The sequence below is a fragment of the Paenibacillus sp. FSL P4-0176 genome (genome assembly GCF_037975265.1).
Taxonomy (GTDB): Bacteria; Bacillota; Bacilli; order Paenibacillales; family Paenibacillaceae; genus Paenibacillus; species Paenibacillus amylolyticus.
This window is the reverse complement of sequence record NZ_CP150242.1, coordinates 4617191-4632730: the sequence shown is the minus strand read 5'-3', so window position 1 is coordinate 4632730 and position 15540 is coordinate 4617191. Positions and strand designations below refer to the sequence as shown.

General features: G+C 46.1%; 17 protein-coding genes. All 17 read left to right on the top strand.

Annotated elements, in window-relative coordinates; genetic code table 11:
- The first annotated feature begins 138 nt into the window (after positions 1 to 138).
- The 17 genes from rpsA (at position 139) to MKY95_RS21425 (ending at position 15536) form a co-directional block, all read left to right on the top strand.
- Positions 139 to 1353: a 30S ribosomal protein S1 gene (gene rpsA, locus MKY95_RS21505; RefSeq protein ID WP_036607712.1), complete on the top strand. Its 1215-nt coding sequence runs from the start codon at positions 139 to 141 to the stop codon at positions 1351 to 1353.
- Positions 1354 to 1538: 185 nt separating this feature from the next.
- Positions 1539 to 2861 carry a ribosome biogenesis GTPase Der gene (gene der / locus MKY95_RS21500; RefSeq protein WP_017687684.1) on the top strand — a complete coding sequence of 441 codons (1323 nt, stop codon included), beginning with the start codon at positions 1539 to 1541 and terminating at the stop codon, positions 2859 to 2861.
- A gap of 11 nt (positions 2862 to 2872) precedes the next feature.
- Entirely contained in the window at positions 2873 to 3496 is a 624-nt protein-coding gene (gene plsY / locus MKY95_RS21495; RefSeq protein ID WP_036607711.1) for a glycerol-3-phosphate 1-O-acyltransferase PlsY, read from the top strand.
- A complete protein-coding gene (locus tag MKY95_RS21490; protein WP_076317427.1) occupies positions 3489 to 4529 on the top strand; it encodes an NAD(P)H-dependent glycerol-3-phosphate dehydrogenase in 1041 nt (346 codons plus the stop codon). The genes plsY and MKY95_RS21490 overlap by 8 nt, the downstream gene beginning before the upstream one ends.
- A gap of 103 nt (positions 4530 to 4632) precedes the next feature.
- Positions 4633 to 4908 carry a stage VI sporulation protein F gene (locus MKY95_RS21485; protein ID WP_076317428.1) on the top strand — a complete coding sequence of 92 codons (276 nt, stop codon included), beginning with the start codon at positions 4633 to 4635 and terminating at the stop codon, positions 4906 to 4908.
- Positions 4909 to 5081: 173 nt separating this feature from the next.
- Complete coding sequence (locus tag MKY95_RS21480) at positions 5082 to 5261, top strand: DUF2768 family protein (RefSeq protein WP_017687688.1); 180 nt, start codon at positions 5082 to 5084, stop codon at positions 5259 to 5261.
- Positions 5262 to 5344: 83 nt separating this feature from the next.
- Positions 5345 to 5962 (top strand): hypothetical protein, encoded by a 618-nt coding sequence (locus MKY95_RS21475; protein WP_076317429.1) that lies wholly within the window; start codon positions 5345 to 5347, stop codon positions 5960 to 5962.
- Between the two features lie 17 nt (positions 5963 to 5979).
- Positions 5980 to 6330, top strand: a complete 351-nt coding sequence (locus MKY95_RS21470; protein WP_036607701.1) for a 2Fe-2S iron-sulfur cluster-binding protein — start codon at positions 5980 to 5982, stop codon at positions 6328 to 6330.
- 46 nt (positions 6331 to 6376) lie between these two features.
- Positions 6377 to 7156: a hypothetical protein gene (locus MKY95_RS21465; RefSeq protein WP_076317430.1), complete on the top strand. Its 780-nt coding sequence runs from the start codon at positions 6377 to 6379 to the stop codon at positions 7154 to 7156.
- A 454-nt stretch (positions 7157 to 7610) separates the two neighbouring features.
- Positions 7611 to 9089 (top strand): stage IV sporulation protein A, encoded by a 1479-nt coding sequence (gene spoIVA, locus MKY95_RS21460; protein ID WP_017687692.1) that lies wholly within the window; start codon positions 7611 to 7613, stop codon positions 9087 to 9089.
- A 217-nt stretch (positions 9090 to 9306) separates the two neighbouring features.
- Complete coding sequence (locus MKY95_RS21455; protein ID WP_074095648.1) at positions 9307 to 10404, top strand: sugar ABC transporter substrate-binding protein; 1098 nt, start codon at positions 9307 to 9309, stop codon at positions 10402 to 10404.
- Between the two features lie 112 nt (positions 10405 to 10516).
- Complete coding sequence (locus MKY95_RS21450) at positions 10517 to 12034, top strand: sugar ABC transporter ATP-binding protein (RefSeq protein ID WP_339194347.1); 1518 nt, start codon at positions 10517 to 10519, stop codon at positions 12032 to 12034.
- The gene (locus MKY95_RS21445; protein ID WP_017687695.1) at positions 12031 to 13017 is read left to right on the top strand and encodes an ABC transporter permease; all 987 of its coding nucleotides are present in this window, start codon (positions 12031 to 12033) and stop codon (positions 13015 to 13017) included. The genes MKY95_RS21450 and MKY95_RS21445 overlap by 4 nt, the downstream gene beginning before the upstream one ends.
- Before the next feature lie 217 nt (positions 13018 to 13234).
- Positions 13235 to 13507, top strand: a complete 273-nt coding sequence (locus tag MKY95_RS21440; RefSeq protein ID WP_024630670.1) for an HU family DNA-binding protein — start codon at positions 13235 to 13237, stop codon at positions 13505 to 13507.
- Positions 13508 to 13676: 169 nt separating this feature from the next.
- Complete coding sequence (gene mtrB / locus MKY95_RS21435; protein ID WP_017687697.1) at positions 13677 to 13898, top strand: trp RNA-binding attenuation protein MtrB; 222 nt, start codon at positions 13677 to 13679, stop codon at positions 13896 to 13898.
- A gap of 121 nt (positions 13899 to 14019) precedes the next feature.
- Positions 14020 to 14571 carry a hypothetical protein gene (locus MKY95_RS21430; RefSeq protein WP_339194346.1) on the top strand — a complete coding sequence of 184 codons (552 nt, stop codon included), beginning with the start codon at positions 14020 to 14022 and terminating at the stop codon, positions 14569 to 14571.
- A gap of 101 nt (positions 14572 to 14672) precedes the next feature.
- Entirely contained in the window at positions 14673 to 15536 is an 864-nt protein-coding gene (locus MKY95_RS21425) for a heptaprenyl diphosphate synthase component 1 (protein WP_339194345.1), read from the top strand.
- Positions 15537 to 15540: the final 4 nt, after the last annotated feature.

The window sequence follows — 15540 nt, the reverse complement described above, 5'->3', positions numbered from 1 at the left end:
TTCGTCGGTAGCTGAGTGCATGTTTCCATATTTTTGAGGGAGACTAAAGTTTGAGCACTCAGTGATGAAAGTGTTTTGAACTCTGCTACAGGCAGGTTTGAATATAATGGGGTTTTTGAATTGAGGAGGGTATTTGACATGTCGGAAGAAATGAAAAATCAAGAAGCAACCCAAGATGAGTTGGATCAATTCGTTTCCTTGAAAAAAGGAGATACCGTAAAAGGAACCATCGTCAAATTGGAAGATAACCAAGCCTATGTGAGCATTGGATATAAATATGACGGTGTCATTCCAATTCGTGAACTGTCTTCATTACATGTTGACAGCGCGTCTGACGCAGTAGAAGTTGGACAAGAAGTTGAAGCTAAAGTTCTTAGCATCGACGACGAGAAAGAAAAACTCGTTCTGTCCAAACGTGCAATCGACAGCGAAAACGCGTGGGATCAATTGCAAAAGCATTTTGAAGACCAAGACGTATTCGAAGTTGTTGTAGGTGATGTTGTTAAAGGCGGTCTGGTAGCTGACGTGGGCGTACGTGGATTTATCCCGGCTTCCATGGTTGAACGCCATTTCGTTGAAGACTTCAGCGACTACAAAGGACGCACACTGCGTGTTAAAGTGAAAGAGATCGACCGTGAGAACAACAAAGTGATCCTTTCCCAAAAAGACGTACTGGAGCAAGAATTCGAAGCAAACAAAGCTACAGTAATGGCTGGTTTGCAAGAAGGTCAAGTGATCGAAGGTACAGTACAACGTTTGACTCAATTCGGTGCATTTGTTGATGTGGGCGGAGTTGATGGTTTGGTTCACGTATCCGAGCTGGCTTGGACACACGTTGAAAAACCATCCGACGTACTGTCTGAAGGTGATAAAGTTAGTGTGAAAGTGCTGAAAGTTGACCCTGAAAAAGGCAAAATCAGCCTGAGCATGAAAGCTGTTCAACCAGGTCCTTGGGAAACAGCAAGCGAAAAATTCAATTCCAGCGATATCGTAACAGGTGTTGTAAAACGTCTGGTAGACTTCGGTGCATTTGTTGAAATCGCTCCTGGTGTTGAGGGACTTGTGCATATCTCGCAAATCTCCCACAAGCACATCGGCACTCCTCATGAAGTGCTGAAAGAAGGACAAGAAGTTCAAGTTAAAATCTTGGACATGAACCCTTCTGAGCAACGTGTAAGCTTGAGCATCAAAGAAACAGAAGAAGCTCCAGCTCAACCACAAAAATCAGAAAGACCTTCAAGAAACAACGCTCCGCGTGAAGAAATCAACAATCCAAACGTTTCCTTGAACAATCAAGGTATGAGCACTACGCTTGGCGAACTGTTTGGAGACAAACTCAGCAAATTCAAATAAGTTAACAATGCATGGTTCTAAGTTATATACTGCATATTTTGCTGAATAACAAAAGCAAGATCGGCGAGCCCAAGGCGGGTTCGCCGATTGTTTTTATTGCGAGTAATTTGGCATGAAACGTTAGCCAAGATATATCTTTTTTGCTATGATGAGTATCGTAAGTATGGACAGGAGGAGTGGAATGTATGGCAAGACCCGTTGTGGCAATTGTCGGACGACCGAACGTGGGTAAATCCACCATTTTCAATCGGATCATCGGCGACAGACTGGCCATTGTGGAAGACAAGCCGGGCATTACCCGTGACCGTATATATGGAATCGGTGAATGGAACGGTAAACCATTTAGTATCATTGATACAGGTGGTATCGAAATTGATGGTGAAGATGTAATCTTAAAATCGATTCGGATGCAAGCAGAGCTCGCTATTGAAGAAGCGGATGTTATTGTATTCATGTGTGATGCAAAAGCAGGTATTACGCAATCGGATGAAGAGGTAGCAGAGATGCTCTACCGCTCAGGCAAGCCTATTGTTGTAGCCGTTAACAAAGTGGATAATATCGGACGAAGTGAGCTCATTTATGAGTTTTATGGATTTGGTTTCGGTGATCCCATCGGCGTATCCGGAAGTCACGGTACAGGTGTAGGTGACTTGCTTGATGCAATTGTGGAGAAGTTGCCAGAACTTGAGGAAGAGACTTACGATGAAGATGTCATTCGTGTAGCTCTGATCGGACGTCCTAATGTAGGTAAATCTTCACTGGTGAACGCTATTCTGGGTGAAGAGCGTGTCATTGTAAGTGACGTGGCTGGAACGACCCGGGATGCGATTGATACACCTTTTGAAAAAGACGGCCAACGTTACGTGCTGATTGATACAGCAGGTATGCGTAAGCGTGGTAAAGTATATGAAACAACTGAGAAATACAGTGTAATGCGTGCGATGCGTGCGATTGAGCGTGCAGATGTTGTTCTGATTGTCATTAATGGTGAAGAAGGCATTATTGAACAGGACAAGCATATTGCAGGATATGCATTCGAAGCTGGTAAAGCGTCATTGTTTGTTGTGAACAAATGGGACGTGGTAGAGAAGCATGACAAAACGATGAAAGAGTTTGAGAGAAAAATTCGGGATCACTTCCTGTTTATGACTTATGCTCCAGTCGTATTCTTGTCAGCCCTCACAAAACAACGCTTACAAAAATTGTTACCGGTTGTGAAAAGGGTAGCAGATCAACACTCGTTACGTGTACAAACACATCTACTTAACGATGTGGTGTCTGATGCGGTTGCAATTAACCCTCCGCCAACGGATAAAGGACGGAGAATGAGAATTAACTATGTGACTCAGGTTGCCGTTAAGCCACCGACCATGGTTGTTTTTGTGAACGATCCGGAATTGATGCACTTCTCATATGAGCGCTACCTGGAGAATAAAATCCGTGCAGCGTTTGACTTCGAAGGAACACCAATTCGCATATTTACTCGGAAGAAGTCCGACGAAAGTTAGGGGAGAAGTGTGTGATTTTACAAATCGCAGCGATTGTACTGAGTTATCTGCTCGGTTCGATCAGCTTTAGTGTCCTCCTTGCCAAAGCGATACGGGGGATCGATATTCGTCAGCACGGAAGCGGAAACGCGGGAGCTACCAATACATTGCGTATTTTGGGTAAAGGACCGGCAATTGCTGTTCTGTTACTTGATGTACTTAAGGGTGTTGCAGCTGTATGGATTGGAATCTGGCTGAGTAACGGTTCTGCCTGGATTCCTGCACTCAGTGGTATAGCAGCTATTGCAGGACATAACTGGCCGCTTTACTTCCATTTTCGTGGAGGAAAAGGCATTGCCACAGCCATTGGTGTTCTGGTAAGTCTTGCTTTCCTGCCTGCGTTATGTGCTGGGGTGATCGCCATTCTGTCTATTGTATTGACACGCTATGTTTCATTGGGGTCTCTGATTTTTGTAGCATTTACACCCATCTTTATCATGGTATTACCCGGATATTCAATGAATATCTTCTGGGGGAGTCTGATTATTTGTCTGTTTGCGTTCTGGAGACATCGTACCAATATTGCGAAGCTCGCCAAAGGACAGGAAAATAAATTGGGATCGAAAAACCCTGGAGGGGGTAAACGAGTTGTCTAAAAAAGTTGCTGTTCTAGTCGCTGGGAGCTGGGGAACAGCTCTGGCCAGTGTACTCGCCGCCAATCAGTTGGATGTGATGATGTGGACACGTGGTGAAGACCAGGCTAACGAAATCAATAACAAGCACACTAATACTCGCTATCTTCCGGATGCGGAGCTTTCACCACGGATTCAAGCAACAACTGATATGGAAGCTGCGGTGGAAGGCGCTATAGCTGTGTTAATTGTTGCGCCTTCATCAGCCATGCGTGCAGTTACGAACCAGCTTAAGGCTTATTACAAGCCTGAGATGTTAGTCATTCATGCAACCAAAGGTTTTGAGACAGAAAGCCTCAAACGGATGTCCACAGTCATTTCAGAAGAGCTTGAATGTGAAGAAGGACGTGTGGTTGTTCTTTCTGGCCCAAGCCATGCGGAAGAAGTGGTGAAGCGTTGTCCAACGACAGTGGTTGTAGCTTCACTGGATAAGGCATCTGCCGAGTCTGCCCAAGCTTTGTTTATGAATGCTTATTTCCGGGTTTACACGAATCGGGATATGATCGGTGTTGAGCTGGCTGGTGCATTCAAAAATATCATTGCTCTTGGTGCAGGTATGTCCGATGGTCTTCAATTTGGTGATAATGCCAAAGCCGCTTTGCTAACACGCGGTCTGGCAGAGATCACACGTATTGGTGTTGAGATGGGAGCAAATCCGCTAACGTTTTCAGGACTTGCTGGAATCGGGGATCTGGTTGTAACGGCTACAAGTCAGCATAGTCGGAACTGGAGAGCTGGTTCCATGTTGGGCCAGGGACAGAAGCTGGATGATGTTCTGAAGTCCATGGGCATGGTGGTAGAAGGCATTCAAACTACGCAAGCTGCCTATTTCATCTCACAAAAATACGGAGTGCAAATGCCAATTGCGGATCAGTTATATCACGTTTTATTCCAGGAGAGACAGCCGCGTGATGCGGTTGAAGCCTTGATGGGACGTGACCCGAAAACTGAAATGGAAGTCATGAAACTTGAAACCTGGGAGCAATGGCATTCCTGATTGTAATCAGCCTAAACGTACCTTGTGAAATAAGAAGCTTATTCACCTTTTCTGTAGCAGACTCATACTATACACATGAGTATTGCCGGAGGAGGGGAGACGAATGGGTAACAACATTTCCAAAGATGCACTGAATGCAATCAACAAGAAAACGGGTAAAACGATAACGGAAGGTGCCGTTAAGAAATTGGCAAGCACGGTGAAACCAACGACGATTCAGAATGAAGTTCAGTTGCGCCAATTGATCAAACAAGTATCCGCCATGGCGAAAGTTCCGGTATCTGAGGATACGGTTAAGGATATTGTGAGTGCGGTCAAGAAAAGCGGATTGAATCCGAGCAGTATGGAATCGTTAATGAAAATGATGATGAAAAAATAATAGATCACACCTGCATGTGCAGGTGATCCAGTAAGACAAAAAGACGAGTCGGCTTCTGCCGGCTTGCTTTTTTGTCTTTTTTTTGGAAAGTTGAGCTGAATTTCGTGTTATAATGGTTGCAATTGTCACAGTGTCAGTGATGAATATCGGACTGAAGGGGAGACTGCTGGATTATGAGTGCAATGGACAAGATGTGGCTGTCATTGGTGGCCATCCTCATTATGGGACTATCTGTATTCCTGATTACGTTTGCTCGTGCCAAAACAAAAGGTATTGTACGGGGGATTCTTTCTCTGATTGCATTTTTGATTATGCTGATTGGCTTTTTCGGTGGAATCGCTTCTCTGACCTGATTTCCCATGCCTGAAAGATAACATCCGCATAAGCACATCATAAGAACTGACACAATGAACACGGATGAGGGGAGTGTGAGCCTATGAGGCCGCATGATACGGAGGGGCGGACAGAGCGTTATCCGGAATTACACGCGGCTTTGCTGGAAACGGCCAAAGCCTGGAACACACAGTCACAGACATGGTTACTTGGAGGAAGTTGTGGGTTGCTGCTTCAAGGGGTGGAGTTGCAACAGGCTCCGAGAGATATTGATATCTATGCGGATGTTGCTGCTGCTAAGGAACTTCACCGTAGCGCTCCGGGGGAAATGCTTGACGAGCCTACAGTGGACAAGACAGGACCGTATGCTTCTCTGCTGAGCCACTATCAGGTGGGTGAATGTGCGTTGGAACTGGTTGGTGGTTTCGAAATATGGGCTCGCAAAAGTTGGTACCGTATTGAGATTGAACATGTACTTGCTCCGCATGCACCAGTAGCACAAGTGGGTTCATATAGCCTGCGACTGATGCCGCTTGCGCATGAGCTGTTGTTTAATCTGCTGCGAGGTCGTGAAGATCGTTATGTCCCCATTGCGACACAGATGCGCGAGCAGCCAGATGCACATCAACCTATAATGATGCTTTTAAGTCAACAGAATGTATGGACAAGCCGCTTCAGAGCCGAAGTGGAAGAGCTTGTTGGCTTTACATGGCCCCAGTAGGTTGAGGGAGGAAAATGATGGACTATAAAGTTACTTTTTTACCTATGAACAAATCGATAGCGCTCAAACCAGGGGCAACACTTCTGCATGCAGCACGACGTGCTGGAGTCAAGATTACGACCCGATGTGATGGCAAAGCGGCTTGCCTGATGTGCAAAGTGAACGTGGATGAAGAACATCGGACGGAACTGTATCCACCAACAGATGCAGAAAAGCGCAAGCTGGGTTCACTGTTGGAAGCAGGTACACGACTGTCCTGTCAGGCCAAGGTGTGTGGATCTCTATCGGTTCATGTTCCAGAGGACCCGCTGAAGGCAGCCATTCGGAAACAACTGGAACGTCAACAACAGGAAGACGACTGGTTCTGAGTGTTATAACATTGATTCTCTAATGAGTTATTCAAGGAGGACACGAATGATTAGGAACAAGCCAAAATGTGTGGAAGGAAGCGGATGGCAGCGTCTGAAACATCAGACGGGCGGTCTGCTGTTATTCCTGTTGTTTGCTTTTACAGCAAGTGGTTGTATGTATCCATCCCAGAGCAATTCAGACCCTAAGATAGCCTATCGGGAAAGCGTGAGCCGCATCCAGAGTGCGGTCGAGGCATTTCAGCAAGATGAGGGGATTTTGCCAATCATTAATGCAGATATGGAAACGCCAAAATATGAAAAGTTCAGAGTGGATCTGCCCAAGTTGAAACAACTGGGGTATCTGGATGAAATACCGGGGACTGCTTTTGAAAGTGGTGGGAGCGCTTACTTCCTTATTCAGGACGAAGAAGTGAATCCGACCATTAAAGTGATGGATCTTCTGACCGTACAGAAAGTAAACGATGTGCAACGAATGGTTAATCAATATAAGTCCGTACATAACAATAAGCTGCCAAGCGGGGAAGAACTGTATCCGGGGTTATATGTTGTGAATATGGAGCAGGCTGCTCAGGCAGGTACTCCTTCCATTACGCTGAATAGTGTATATTCAGGTCAGGCGTTACCGTTTATGATGGATGACGAAGGCAAGGTCTATGTAGATTATGCTTTTGATATTATGCAGGCAGTGGAAAAGTCTGACGTGTCTCCAGCAGAGACTGAAGATGTTCGGGATTTGCTGGTGGAACACTCCTACTTCGTACCTGTAAAATCGGTTTTCTACGCTTGGAAAAATAATGCGCCGGTTGCCCAGCCCATAAAATAAGCATGGTTGCAATTCAAATGATTTAGCTGTATGACCACCATGGCTCTAATGGTTCAAAAAGAGATATTCCAAATAAGGGATATCTCTTTTTTCTTTTGTCAGTATGAGCAATAACCGTCATAAAAGCTTCGCGGATCACATAAAGTAGATTGAAATAAAGACGCGCAGTCCGAGATCGGGGGATTCTCCTAATGTCATCACCTTAAGATAAAAAAACAAAAATACGCGTCATATTGCCGCATACGGATACATAAGATGATACTAGTCCAATTGCATGTACGAGTTAACGCCGCTCTCGCCGGTTTCATCAGAATGCAACGTTCGGCGGCGGACGACTTCCGGGCACTCACAAAGGCGGCTCTACCGTTGCAGGGATTTCAGTCTTCTGATTGAAAAAACGAAGCGGATGCTCTTTAGCATTTTTCCTTCGGAGTAATTTAGGGAGGGGATTTCATTGGAGAAAGTGGACATTTTTAAGGACATAGCTGAGCGGACCGGAGGGGATATTTATCTCGGGGTTGTCGGCGCAGTCCGGACGGGAAAATCAACATTCATTAAACGATTCATGGAAACGATCGTATTGCCTAACATCGCAAGCGAGGCTGATCGTGCCCGTGCAGTGGATGAACTTCCACAGAGTGCAGCAGGTAAAACCATCATGACTACCGAACCAAAATTCGTACCAAATAACGCAGTCCAGATTAAGGTGGCAGAAGGACTCGATGTCAATGTGCGCCTTGTGGATTGTGTAGGTTACGCGGTGGAAGGAGCCAAGGGATACGAGGATGAGAATGGTCCACGCATGATCTCCACGCCTTGGTTCGAGGAACCAATTCCGTTCCAGGAAGCTGCCGAGATTGGTACTCGCAAAGTCATTCAGGAGCATTCCACACTGGGTGTTGTGGTAACAACAGACGGCACAATCGCCGAAATTGCCCGCAGTTCCTATGTGGAATCCGAAGAACGGGTCATTGCAGAATTAAAAGAAGTGGGTAAACCGTTTGTCCTGGTCATCAACTCTACTCGTCCTCGCAGTGAAGAAGCCCTGCAATTGCGCAGTGAGCTTGCTGCCAAATACGACATTCCGGTGATGACACTCAGTGCAGCAACCATGACGGAAGATGATGTGACGGGTGTACTTCGTGAAGTGCTCTATGAGTTCCCTGTGCATGAAGTGAATGTAAACTTGCCGAGCTGGGTTATGGTACTCAATGAGACTCACTGGCTGCGTAGCAACTACGAAAATTCCGTACGGGATACCGTTAAGGACATTCGCAGACTTCGTGACGTGGATCGGGTTGTCGCTCAGTTCATGGAATATGAATTCATTGATCGCGCAGGCCTGAGTGGCATGAATATGGGGCAGGGTGTAGCCGAGATTGACCTGTACGCGCCGGATGAACTGTATGATCAGATTCTCGTGGAAGTGGTTGGCATCGAGATTCGCGGTAAGGATCATCTGCTGCAATTAATGCAGGAATTCTCGCATGCGAAGAGAGAATACGACCGCTTCGCAGAAGCGCTGGAGATGGTCAAAACGACCGGATACGGCATTGCTGCTCCATCTCTTGCCGAGATGGCTCTGGATGAACCTGAGCTCATTCGTCAGGGCACCAAATTTGGCGTACGTCTGAAAGCAACGGCACCGTCCATTCATATGATCCGGGTTGATGTGGAATCAGAGTTCGCTCCAATCATCGGTACGGAGAAACAAAGTGAGGAACTGGTGAGATACCTGATGCAGGACTTCGAGAACGATCCGATCAAGGTATGGGATTCAGACATGTTTGGTCGTTCGCTGCACTCCATCGTGCGAGAAGGGATCCAGGGCAAGATTGCCATGATGCCGGATAATGCAAGATACAAATTGCAAGAGACGCTGGGAAGAATCATTAACGAAGGTTCGGGCGGCTTGATCGCTATCATTCTGTAAGACATCAAAAGACCGTAAGGGGGCATCCCCTCGCGGTCTTTTTTACGTGATTTCTTTATTTTGGATGAAATGGATAGGAAGAATAGTACTTTCGAAAAAACTTAGCGAGTTTTAGCTTTAAATTGCTAAAACCCATTTACATACTAGGGATTAGCCGTTATATTAATATTCAACTATTGTGATCGAGATCACAGAGATTGGACAGGGGGATACAGAGATGAAAAGAAGAGAGACAAAATGGCTATGGTTGAGTGTGTTATTAGTATTTACATTGGCGCTGTCCGCTTGCGGAATCAAAAAAGAACCGGCAGCCACTCCGGCTTCGGGCGCATCAGATGATACACCAAAAACGGAAGCAGTTACAGGCCCTCTAAGCGGCAAACGGATCGCACTTATTATGGAGTTTAATACAGGTACTTTCTCGCAGCAATATGTACAGGGTGTAAAAGAAGAAATCGAAAAATTCGGTGGAGAACTGACAACGTTTGTTGCCGATAATGACAAAGCAAAAATGGTATCCTTGCTTGATAGCGCTATTAACCAGAAATTTGATGCCATTCTCACGGATCATGGGGATTCCCTATTAGAGCCAGGCGTGAAGAAGGCAGTAGAACAGAATATTCCAGTGGTCGTGTTTGACGCAGCTATCAGTGTTCCAGGAGCCACAGTCCTGTCGCAGGATGACCAGAAGATGGCTGAACTGACGCTGGAGCAAATGAAAAAAGATATCAATGGACAAGGTAATATTGTCAAAGTATGGGTAGCTGGTTTCGCACCTATGGAACGCCGTCAGATTGCATACGGTGAATTCATGAAAGCAAATCCGGACATCAAGGAAATAGCTACATTTGGTTCTGCACAGAATCCTGCGCTGGATACTCAAGCCAAAATGGAAGCTATTCTCAAGCAGTATCCAAAAGGTGAGATTACAGCTGTATGGACTGCATGGGATGAGTTCGCCAAAGGTGCAGCGCGCGCGATTCAACAAGCTGGACGTGATGAGATCAAAGTGTATGGTATTGATATGAGTGACGAGGACCTGCAAATGATTCAGGACCCGAAAAATCCTTGGGTTGCTTCTGCTGCTGTTGATCCAACGGATATTGGTCGCGTCCAAGTACGTTATGCTTATCAAAAACTGAACGGGGACGAGACGGAAGATGCAGTTGTTCTTAACCCGGTCTATGTTCAACGTGAAGCTCTGCCAGATAAACAAATCTCCACTTCGGAGCTGTCAGAGTTCGTTGAAGGCTGGGGTGGCAGCACACAAGGAATCAAGGACTGGATGAGCGAATACGGAATTACTGCTAAATAAGCAGCGTATGGGAAGCGCGCCGCAAGGCGCGCTTTTTCCACCATAATGAAGATGTGCGAGTCTGGATGAAAAAAGGGATGCTCCCGTATGGGAACGATTGGAGGTTAACATCATGAGCACTGCACCGATACTGCTTCAAATGGAACATATCCACAAGCAGTTTTCAGGTATTCCTGCACTGAAGGATGTGGATTTCTCTGTAAAAGGTGGGGAGATTCATGCGCTGCTGGGTGCCAATGGTGCCGGTAAAAGCACGTTAATGAAAATTTTGTCCGGTGCCTATCCATTGGATCAGGGAACGATTCAGTTAAGTGGACAAGCGCTTCATTTGAGTTCTCCGGGAGACGCGAAGGCAAATGGGATTCACTGTGTCTATCAGGAAGTGGACGCGGCACTGGTGCCACAGCTGACGGCTGCGGAGAACATTATGTTGGATCAGTTGGCTTCATCTGCTGGAGGTTGGTGGAAAAGTCCACGGAAGCTGCAACAACGCGCGGTTGAGGCATTGAAGCAATTAGGGGCGGACATATCCGTTCACCAAAAAGTGGCCGATCTGACACTTGCAGAAAAACAGATGATTTTGCTGGCACGGATTTTGATTCAGGATGCCAAGGTCATCATTTTTGACGAGCCTACTGCACCGCTGAGTCAGGAAGAAACGGATGCATTTTTCCGTATTGTACATCTGCTGAAGGAGCGGGGCGTAGCCTGCATTTTCATTACCCATCGTCTTGCAGAAGTGACGGGTCACTGTGATCGCGTTACGGTCATGAGAGATGGACAACATGTATTTACCGGTGAAGCAAAAGGACTAACGATCAACGATTTGGTTACACAGATGCTGGGCAAACCATTCGAAGAAGAGTTTCCGAAGACGGAAGCGCCCGTGGGGGAACTGCTGTTGGAGGCGCGTGGGCTTCGTCGTGGAGTGAAGGTTAAAGGTGTTAACCTCTCTGTAAGCCGAGGTGAAGTCCTCGCTGTGGTGGGTCTGGTAGGCGCGGGTAAAACGGAAAGCTCTCGTTTGCTGATTGGTGCAGATCGGCTGGAGGGAGGCGAGATCCGGCTTAACAACCGTAATCTCCGCCTGTCTCAGCCTGCGGATGCGGCGGCTCTGGGGATTGTTTCTGTACCGGAGGAGCGGCGTAAACAAGGAATCCTGATTCAGGAGAACGTGGAACGGAATTTAAGTCTACCTTTGCTAAGCCGTCTTAGTACATTAGGTTTCGTAAGCCGCAAGCGGGAACGTCTGAATGCAGAGTCATTGGTGAAACAGCTTGGAATTAAAACATCGTCCGTGAAACAGGAAGTGAAATATCTAAGCGGTGGTAATCAGCAGAAGGTAGCCATTGGTAAATGGCTTAATGCGGATGCGGATGTATTTATATTTGATGAGCCAACCAAAGGCGTAGATATTGGGGCAAAAAGTGACATTTTCCGCATCATTAATGAACTGGCTTTGGCGGGCAAGGGTGTAATCTATTTCACCTGTGAACTGGATGAAGGCATGGGAATTGGTGACCGAATCGCTGTCATGTGCGAGGGTGTTATCGTAAAAGAATTCAAACGAGGCGAGACTAACCAAGAACAGCTGCTATACTATGCAAGCGGTGGACAAGAGGTGCAATCATGAAGGATAAATCACTGGATTTTGCGTTCCGTTACGGGGCGATTATAGTCATCATAGGTGTTATCGCATTTTTCGGCATTAAATTGCCTTATTTCTTTACGTACAGTAACTTGACCGATATTTTGGGCTCGATCTCTATCGTTACGTTTGTAGCGATCGGTGTTACGTTATCTCTCATTGTAGATGGATTTGATCTTTCGGTTGGGGCGACTGTCTCATTGACCACCGTCGTTACTGCTTCGTTAATGATTTGGTATCAACAACCACTGGCAATTGTAATTATTGTGCCTCTAATCATTGGCGCTGTTATTGGTTTACTGAACGCTTTGCTCATTGTAAAATTGCGTATTCCGGATTTGCTCGCAACCCTTGCCACGATGTACATCATCGGAGGTATTCACAAAACGTATGCACAGGGATATACCATTTACAATCACATGCAGTTCCCTGATGGGAGCAAAGCTGCGGGAGAGATGGACCCGACATTCCTGCTTATAGGGCAAGGTAAATGGCTTGGTATGCCGATATCGGTTATCATGCTACTTATTGCGGTAATAGGTGTGCATATCTTTTTGACGTATACGAAATATGGTCGCCAGATGTACATTACAGGTGGTAATGAGGAAGCTGCACGGTTGTCTGGAATCAAGGTGAAAAAGGTGCGTACACTCGCCTATGTAGCCGCTGGAGTGTTTGCAGCAATCGGGGGTATCATCTATGCTTCCAAAGTAGGATCTGGGCAAATTGATGCGGGATCACCGTTGTTAATGGAATCCGTAGCTGCAGTATTTGTCGGTTTCTCTGTGTTTGGTGCGGGTAAACCCAATGTCATCGGAACCTTCATTGGTTCGGTTCTGATTGGTGTACTTGTGAACGGTTTAACGATGATGAACGTACAGTATTTCACACATGATATTGTAAAAGGTGGGGTTCTCGTGCTTGCCCTGGCGGTTACATTTTACGTCTTAAACCGCAACCGGACTTGAAATTGTGGGCTGTCTGTATTAGTATGAAATTTGTTCGGCGTCTGAAATGCCCGTGGTTTCAGACGACATTCTGCCGAAAATGACTGTTGACCGCAGGCGGAGATTTGTGTTCAGCGCTCAAGATGTACGTAGATTTTTTGCGTATGAACGTATATTTCGCTATAAAACGGAAACACAGTATAACATTCAGGACATTGATACAGGAGGTGAAAAACAAATGAACAAATCAGACTTGATTACACACGTATCTGAAGCGACTGAATTGTCCAAGAAAGATGTAACGAAAGCGGTTGATGCCGTATTCGAAGCAATCTCTGAGGCTCTTCAAAGCGGAGATAAAGTACAATTGGTTGGTTTTGGGAACTTCGAAGTTCGCGAGCGCTCTGCACGTAAAGGACGCAACCCGCAAACAGGTGAAGAAATCGAAATTCCTGCGAGCAAAATTCCTGCATTCAAACCAGGTAAAGCGCTCAAAGACGGAATTAAATAAGATTTCTACATATTCCATATGTCGACAAAAAGACCGTGACTTGTTCACGGCCTTTTCTTTTGCCCTTTAACGATGATTCTTGCGGTTCATTCGTATAAGGCGCAGGTTGACAAATGAAACAATCTTAATCATCATTAACGCTATCGAACTAAAGAAGGGGACATGCGTGATGGATCATCCAACCGGCAATGATTATATTGTAATTAAGGCAGAGGAAAATGGTGTCCAGGTGATCGGATTAACCCGAGGTCAGGATACACGTTTTCACCACACCGAGAAATTGGACAAGGGTGAAGTGATGTTTGCCCAATTTACCACCCATACTTCAGCTATTAAAATCCGGGGCAAAGCCACGCTGATTACCAAGCATGGACAGATTGAATCGGAGTAATGGACAGATTGAATACATTCAAATGAAGATTGCAGGCATAGCCTGCTTTTTTTCATTGTACAATGAGGTATGAGCCTTTACCGGACAGACTACACTAACAGGTAAAGGCAGGGAGGCGTATATGAAACCGCGGATGATTGTTACTGCTTCAATGCTGGCAACGGTTGCGGCGGTCTTTCTGCTTGTTGCGATACAAACCTTACATATGCGTACATGGGGTGGGGACAACGTACAGCCTGCCTCTGCATCACATCATCCAGTTCAGCTAACGAATGACAATCTGGTTGATGTGCTAAGCTCCATGCGATTATCAACTCCCATTGCAAGAGTGGAATGGAAGCAGTCCATTTTGAGACTGGACCTCAAAGTTAAAGGAACGGGTACAAGTTACACTGAAATCTATGAGAACATGGCAGCTGTGGCGGATCTTGGCTTTCGGAGTCTGGATAACGTGGATCAGGTGCTGCTGCGTGTGATGGCAGAAGATGAATGGATGCATAAACGACATCTGTTACTTGCTGCTGATATTCGGCGTGGAGAGTGGCCTCTGTATGCGATTGAAACATTACGGAACTGGAAAAGTGCGGCCTTTTCAGATGAATTGAAGGACTGGTTTCATTTGATGGAGACCGAACTCTGGAAGAAGCAATTCGAAATGACAAGTCAGGGGTAATAGAATAGCAGGATTCAGTGCGTGCCCGTTCAACATATGCTATAATATATAAGATTGTAGTGCAGAAAAGGTTTAACAATGTTAAGGCTCGGAGGCTGAGAATGAATTCATATCGCGTACCCCAACTAGCAAAGAAATATACGGATTACGACATGATTCGACAACATACGGAAATCCCATCATTTCCGGATAGCCGGGCACGTCTGTTGCAGGTATTTGTGGGCCGCACAGACGAAAAGGTGCATCAAGAGTTATATGCTCTTGCAACTTCGCTCGTTCAGTTGGCCATGGATACGCATGATCGAATCGATACCATTTCCGGTGAGCGGAAAGAGCAGGAGATGCGTTCACGTCAATTGAATGTACTCGCCGGGGATTATTTAAGTAGCCGTTTTTATCAATTGCTTGCCCAAGCGGGCAGAATTGAAATGATTGGCAAACTCAGTGGTGCTGTATCCGGAGTGAACGCACGCAAGATGACGCTGTATGAACGGATGAAGAAGCTTCTCGTTTCGGCTGACGAATACTTGCGTGAAACGGTACAGCTGAGAATGCAGCTGTTTCTTTCATTTACAGGCATGATTCAACATAACGAAGAGTCTTTATGGAACAGCCTGTTGACCGAATTCAGCTCCTGCGAAACGATCGTGGAAGAACTGAAGCGGATGAATGACGCAAAACGATATCTTCACAGCTATGCATATTGGCACATATACGAGCATGGTAATGACGATGAGCGCAATGTGTTGCGTCAGTCTGAATTGGATGCACGTGCATGGAACGCTATGGTGCTGAAGCATAGGGTTGGCGAGGTTTTGCTGGACAAGCTTCGCGAGTGTACACACCGCATTCAACTGTTGTTGCAAGATGAGGAAGGGCGGATGGGCTTGCATGAGATACATGCAATTCTAGAGCCTTACTTGGCATATTTGCAGCCTTCACATGCGGCAGTAAGGGAAGATTGAGGGG

What these genes read in the sequence shown, in the direction of transcription:
- rpsA (WP_036607712.1), top strand. Translation starts at nt 139, where the DNA reads ATGTCGGAAGAAATGAAAAATCAAGAAGCAACCCAAGATGAGTTGGAT.
- der (WP_017687684.1), top strand. Translation starts at nt 1,539, where the DNA reads ATGGCAAGACCCGTTGTGGCAATTGTCGGACGACCGAACGTGGGTAAA.
- MKY95_RS21485 (WP_076317428.1), top strand. Translation starts at nt 4,633, where the DNA reads ATGGGTAACAACATTTCCAAAGATGCACTGAATGCAATCAACAAGAAA.
- MKY95_RS21480 (WP_017687688.1), top strand. Translation starts at nt 5,082, where the DNA reads ATGAGTGCAATGGACAAGATGTGGCTGTCATTGGTGGCCATCCTCATT.
- MKY95_RS21475 (WP_076317429.1), top strand. Translation starts at nt 5,345, where the DNA reads ATGAGGCCGCATGATACGGAGGGGCGGACAGAGCGTTATCCGGAATTA.
- MKY95_RS21470 (WP_036607701.1), top strand. Translation starts at nt 5,980, where the DNA reads ATGGACTATAAAGTTACTTTTTTACCTATGAACAAATCGATAGCGCTC.
- MKY95_RS21465 (WP_076317430.1), top strand. Translation starts at nt 6,377, where the DNA reads ATGATTAGGAACAAGCCAAAATGTGTGGAAGGAAGCGGATGGCAGCGT.
- MKY95_RS21455 (WP_074095648.1), top strand. Translation starts at nt 9,307, where the DNA reads ATGAAAAGAAGAGAGACAAAATGGCTATGGTTGAGTGTGTTATTAGTA.
- MKY95_RS21450 (WP_339194347.1), top strand. Translation starts at nt 10,517, where the DNA reads ATGAGCACTGCACCGATACTGCTTCAAATGGAACATATCCACAAGCAG.
- MKY95_RS21445 (WP_017687695.1), top strand. Translation starts at nt 12,031, where the DNA reads ATGAAGGATAAATCACTGGATTTTGCGTTCCGTTACGGGGCGATTATA.
- MKY95_RS21440 (WP_024630670.1), top strand. Translation starts at nt 13,235, where the DNA reads ATGAACAAATCAGACTTGATTACACACGTATCTGAAGCGACTGAATTG.
- mtrB (WP_017687697.1), top strand. Translation starts at nt 13,677, where the DNA reads ATGGATCATCCAACCGGCAATGATTATATTGTAATTAAGGCAGAGGAA.
- MKY95_RS21430 (WP_339194346.1), top strand. Translation starts at nt 14,020, where the DNA reads ATGAAACCGCGGATGATTGTTACTGCTTCAATGCTGGCAACGGTTGCG.
- MKY95_RS21425 (WP_339194345.1), top strand. Translation starts at nt 14,673, where the DNA reads ATGAATTCATATCGCGTACCCCAACTAGCAAAGAAATATACGGATTAC.